We start from the raw sequence: 5875 nt of genomic DNA on the forward strand, positions 1-5875 counted from the left end.
TTAATTTTATCGCCTTCTGATAAGACATCCGATACTTGATCGACATGTGTATGAGCAAGTTCAGAAATATGTACGAGTCCATCAACTCCACCAATATCCACAAATGCACCGAAATTAGTTATTCGTTGTACGGTTCCTTCAACGATTTGTCCTGCTTCCAATGATTCTAAAAGTTCAGCTTTCTTCTTCTCTTGTTCTGCTTCTACGACTGCACGATGGGACAGAATAATTCTATTTTGTTCTTTATTTAAATCAACAATTTTCACTTGCAATTTTTTGTTCTTATAATCTGAAAAATCTTCTACAAAATATGTTTCCACGAGAGAGGCAGGTATGAAACCCCTTAAACCAACATCAACCACAAGCCCACCTTTTACAATTTCCTTTACTTCTGTCTCAAATATTTCATTTTGATCAAATTTTTGCTGTAGATCTTCCCAAGCTTTTTCTGCATCTACCATTTTTTTCGATAAAACGACTTCTTCATCATCCATTTTCTTTACTTGTAATGTTAGTTCGTCCCCCTCTTTTACAACATCACCAGGATTTTCCACATGAAGATGGGATAATTCACTAATTGGTATAACTCCTTCTGACTTATAACCAATATCAACAAAAACTTGTTTTTCATCAACTTTTACAACAGTACCTGTTACAATACTTCCGACTTGTAATTCATTGTTTGATTCCACCATATGTATTCACTCCTAAGCACTATTTAAAAACAACTATTTATAGAGAAACTAACATTTTCCTTTTCATATAGTATAACATGAAATCTATCTTGATAATAACTTCTTATAATATATTTCATTTGTCAAGTGAAATTATTGTAAATGACCTTCGTTTTTTTGAAGAAAATGATTAACTTCGTTCAAAATTTCTTCTACAACTTGATCAATCGATAACTCTGTTGTATCAATTGCAATTGCATCCTCTGCTTGAATTAATGGAGATGTTTCCCGATTCATATCTCGGTTGTCTCTTTCTTTTATTTCTAATTTTAATTGTTCGAGATTAGAGGCAATTCCCCTTCTTTTATTTTCACCATATCTTCTTTTCGCTCTTTCATCTACAGAAGCTATTAGAAATATTTTAACTTCGGCATGAGGTAAAACATTCGTTCCTATATCTCGCCCATCCATTACAACACTTTTATTCTCCGCAAGCTTTCTTTGCCTTTCCACCATATCTTCGCGAATCAGTGGATGTTTTGCTACAAGAGAAACAGAATTGGAAACGGCTTGTGATCGAATAGCTTCTGTAACATCCTTCCCATCTAATAAGATTATTTGTTCTTTTCCATTCTCTTTTTGATTTAAAGTAATTGTTGTCTCATGTAGTAATTCAACTAAAGATTTTTCATCTTCTAGATCTAACCCGCACTCTATTGCTTTTAACGTGAATGCACGATACATTGCACCTGTATCTATATACACAATGGATAATTTTCGAGCAATTTTTTTGGCTACAGTACTTTTTCCCGCTGCAGCTGGTCCATCAATTGCGATTCTTATCTTCTCACTCATCATACGTTCCCCCTACTTCACTGAAAGTAACCTTATTGTATGAAAAAACTTGGCAAAATGCCAAGTTTACGATTTAATTTATAAAATGCCCTGTTTTCTTTTTTTCCTTAACGTATAAAAACAGTATTGAATAATTTTTTCTTGATCATTTTGTTGGTCAAAGTGATATTTTATTGACATGATGCGAATTTCGCCTAAACGTTGAAATCGAATAAATTCCGCTTCCGTTGTTATATAATCGTACGTATTGTTTTCCCATTGTAAAACTAAATAAACTTTTAATTTATTAACTAATTCTAAACTTATTTCTGGAGGAATAATAACTGCAGCTCCGCCACCACTTATATCATATGTTACAGAAGTAAAAGGATTAAAAGAATTATTCAGACAATGAATCGCAATATCAACATTTGTCTTTATTCGTACAAATTCTCTGCGCTGGATTCTTCGTACTTCTTCTATCTTTGGAATAGGAATTGCTAAAGCAGGAACAGTTAATTTGTTATAGGCTTTAATCGGTGCCGAAAACTCGTAAACTTTTTCAGCAACTGTATAGACAACAGAAAAATATCTGTTAGGTGTTAGAGCGCCACTCTTTGTTGACCTAATATTAATAGGATAATCTACATACAAAAACTGCTCATCTTTATCAATTATTCTGCATCGTAAGGATTCCTTAGCATTTTTTTCATGTTTTATCGTAATTGAATCACCTATTTTGAATCCTATTCCTTCCATTTCCGTCACCTCTATACTAGGTACTTTGTTCTATTCTCATTACATATTATGCCATACTACTTTGTGAAATGGAAGGCTATAGGAAACTTGATTGAATTGATTAATTGTTAAATGCTTAACTTAAATGCAAAACGTTTCACATGTTAACTTCAAAGTTTGTTTCTGTTCCTGATAATTTCTCAACATTTTCTTCCGCTCCGCTATCTGCATTTATAAAGATTCGATATGTTTCATCATTCATCGTTCCTAAAAATTCATATGTTAATACTTCTTCATGAAGATCGTTTTCAATTAAAGCTAAATGCTCCTCTTGAATCTCAACATTATTGTTTACCATATCTCTTGCCTCTTCTAGTGTAAGCTTAGGTTCTGGAATATTTCTTTCATCATGATTCATTAAAAAGTTTTTTGCATTAAAACCTAGTATATCTCCATTGTCTAAGGCCACTTTTAAAACCATTGAATCAGGATAAATTCTTACGTCATCTTGACTATATACAAAAGAAAATATACCGACATTATCGAACTGTTGACTTTGTAATGGGATCATATTTTGATAATCAAATTTTTTTAAATATTTTTCCGCTTCAATTAATCCATCATTTAAAGATAATTTTTTATCTTCGATTGGCCGGTCTACTAAGATTTGAATTGGATGTGCTCCTTTTTGAGTAATATCCATATATACACTCTTACCATCTTTATAAGAGACGGAGTACATCGGTACATCTGATCCTTCACCGGATTTTGTTACAACGATATTTACATTATCTTTTATTGAAAATAAGTCTTTACTGAAATTCCGAATTTGTTTTTCATCTTTCCATTCGCCTGGTACATTTTTAAACTCATGATCTTTTGTAGAGATTTCCATGAAAGCTGAACCTTCATCCCCTTCAGCAAATTCAGTAACCTTTTTCTCTACAGTTTTCAATCCATCGATAATCGTATTATCGGATTGTTCTTCTTGGGTTGCAAGTGCCAATTCGACGTCCATCCAACGCAAATTGTTTGCTAAAGTTGTATGTTGTACTTGTCTAAGTTCATCCTTAATATCCGCCGCTTGTTTATAAAGTTGTTCTAATGTTTTAATTTCATCATCATTTAATGGGTCATCGTCTAAATTTCGAATTGCGGTTCGGTAGGTGAAGTCTCCAATTTGAGATAAAAATTCTTCTGTTTTATTAAATGGTAAAAGAGTTAGTGGTAACTGGCCTACATTCGTTAAAGCTTCGGAAGATAACCGCCATATATCAACAAACTGTGGAGAAAGCCTTTCACTCGAATTCATAGCTAAAGATGTTCCAATTTTATCATGAAGTAAATCCATATGATAAGAAAGTTCATGGAACGATCGTTGATATGAGTTTTCGGCCTGAATTAAAAGCGCGTTTTTCTCTTCATGTTCTTTGTAGCCCCAATACCCAACACCCGCAATTCCAATGGCTAAAACCGCTATTAATATTGATCGAATCATGATATCAAACCTTTCTATTTACAGAATATATGTTTTCCAATTTGTTTTATTTGAGGCCTTGTCCAAATCCAAGGTGATGTCGCAGTTTCAGGGTTAAAATAATATGTTGCATTACTTGTTGGATCCCATCCATTAATTGCATCCAATACTGCTCTTCTTGCAGTTTCGTTTGGTGTCAGATATATTTGACCATCAGCAACCGCTGTAAATGCTCTTGGCTCAAAGATAACACCTGAAATTGTATTTGGAAATGTAGGACTATTGACTCTGTTTAAAATAACGGCGGCGACAGCTACTTGTCCTTCATACGGCTCTCCCCTTGCTTCACCGTAAACAGCATTCGCCATTAATTTAATATCATTTTGAGAAAAACCTTGCGGGACATTTACTGCTCCTGTTTGTTGTGCAGGTTGCTGAGCTTGTTGCTGTTGTTGGTTTGGTTGTTGTTTTTGTTCTTTTTGAGCTTGTTGATTTTGCTTTGGCTTTTCTGTACGGTACATGTTTTGCTTTACTTCTTGTTCATTAAACTCTGTGGCTTTTACAAGCTTTTCTTTTGTTTTTTGCCCGGCCATTCCATCTATTTCCATACCAAATTCATATTGAAAATTACGTAAAGCCCAATATGTACGCCAATCAAACACTCCATCAATTGGTCCGGTATAAAAACCGATATGTTTCAGCCTTGCCTGTAATTCAATAACATCATCACCAACTGCGCCATGTTGGATAACTTGTGGACTGAATGCCTCAAGATTTTTTTGATCAAAACTTGGTACATAAATCATTATCATTATCATTAAAGAAAGTATGAGAGAGATTTTTTTATAGTTCATTCTCTTTCCTCCAATTAATTAATAGTGTTGCAATTGTATTTTTTGATTTAATATCCTTTTTATGCATTAATAAGGACAATTTTTCAAAATAGTAAAAGGAATGTTGAAAAACTTATATTATAAAACAGTAAAATATATTTAACGCTATTAATTTATTTTTAGATAATAACCATAATTACAGCTAATGAAAAATAAAAAAACACTAGTGACATATTTTGTACCAACCTATAACACAAAATGTACCAGTGAATGAAAAGCTGTTTACCAGACCATACCCCCTCGTAAAATAATGGAGTCACTAAAAGTGTGACATTATTTTTATATAGGAGTTATTTTTTTATCAAAAGATTTTGGAACTGTATGATGAGGGTATTGGCCTTAGAGTAGGTCTATGGGGAAATCATGAAGATTGATTAGACGGGAACAACAGTCTTTATCATTCGTAAGCAAGAGCGCACAGCGAGTTGGGGAATGATTAATCTCTAAGGTAAAATCTATTCATCTAGAAGAGTGGCTGCTACAAATTTATCAACTAATGAGGTTGTAATCTTACTGGAAGTCACAGAAGTCTTTGATCATAAACAGCTCTCACCCCCACATTTTACAATAAATAAAAAGAATCCATTTTGTAAAAAGATTGATCAAAATAGATTCTTTTCCGGCTAATCAAGTTTGGTTTTATAAAACTGATGTCCTCGAAAATTGATTTCAAAGACCTCTATATGCATCTTGAAACCCACAATACTACATTTTATTAGATTTACTCATTCATTCGTAAAAGAGGTTGTGTTGTACAGCGAAATGAGCCACCAAAGCTTCTAGACACACTGTAATCGATGTATTCAACCATTATTCCTTTCTTGGATAATTGCTCACCAATTATTGGTCGAAATTCCATGTCTGCTACGTATACTTCTTCATTTAAAGGTAATCCATTTGTGATTAATCTTTGTGCATCATTGAAAGAAACAGATATTCTATCCCATTCTTTTAAAGACTCTGGAATACCTTCAAGAAATGCTTCTTCACAAACAATCATTAATCCATCTTTGACCAGACTTAGCGCACAGTCTAAATGTAATATTTTAGAGTGAAGTGGTACTTCCGTGACTGTATATCCGAAATTTGACACAAAGTTCCTCAACCACACTATTCCTTCGTGATTAGAAGCAAGCCCAGACGTCCCAACGAAAATTTCTTTGTTCAGAACTAAAACATCACCGCCTTCAAGAAAAGGGCCTTTCATATCAAAAAAATCACCTAATCTATCTGCCTGTGGTACAGATAAATAAAGGCAC

The 5875-nt window shown here is 33.4% G+C and carries 6 protein-coding genes; all 6 read right to left on the minus strand.

The window, feature by feature from the left end:
• Positions 1-695, minus strand: a 695-nt coding sequence (locus tag ACPYKA_RS18020) for a 30S ribosomal protein S1 (protein ID WP_479543589.1), incomplete at its 3' end; no start/stop codon positions are given.
• A gap of 132 nt (positions 696-827) precedes the next feature.
• A complete protein-coding gene (cmk, locus tag ACPYKA_RS18025; protein ID WP_479543590.1) occupies positions 828-1529 on the minus strand; it encodes a (d)CMP kinase in 702 nt (233 codons plus the stop codon).
• 78 nt (positions 1530-1607) lie between these two features.
• Positions 1608-2267, minus strand: coding sequence for a flagellar brake protein (locus ACPYKA_RS18030; protein WP_479543591.1), 660 nt, complete (start codon positions 2265-2267; stop codon positions 1608-1610).
• Between the two features lie 136 nt (positions 2268-2403).
• Positions 2404-3744 carry a germination protein YpeB gene (gene ypeB / locus ACPYKA_RS18035; protein ID WP_479543592.1) on the minus strand — a complete coding sequence of 447 codons (1341 nt, stop codon included), beginning with the start codon at positions 3742-3744 and terminating at the stop codon, positions 2404-2406.
• Between the two features lie 14 nt (positions 3745-3758).
• Complete coding sequence (gene sleB, locus ACPYKA_RS18040; RefSeq protein ID WP_479543593.1) at positions 3759-4577, minus strand: spore cortex-lytic enzyme; 819 nt, start codon at positions 4575-4577, stop codon at positions 3759-3761.
• 760 nt (positions 4578-5337) lie between these two features.
• A partial coding sequence (locus ACPYKA_RS18045) for a dimethylarginine dimethylaminohydrolase family protein (RefSeq protein ID WP_479543594.1) occupies positions 5338-5875 on the minus strand: 538 nt, incomplete at its 5' end.

The organism is Pseudogracilibacillus amylolyticus (SeqCode), from assembly GCF_051918545.1.
GTDB lineage: Bacteria > Bacillota > Bacilli > Bacillales > Amphibacillaceae > Pseudogracilibacillus.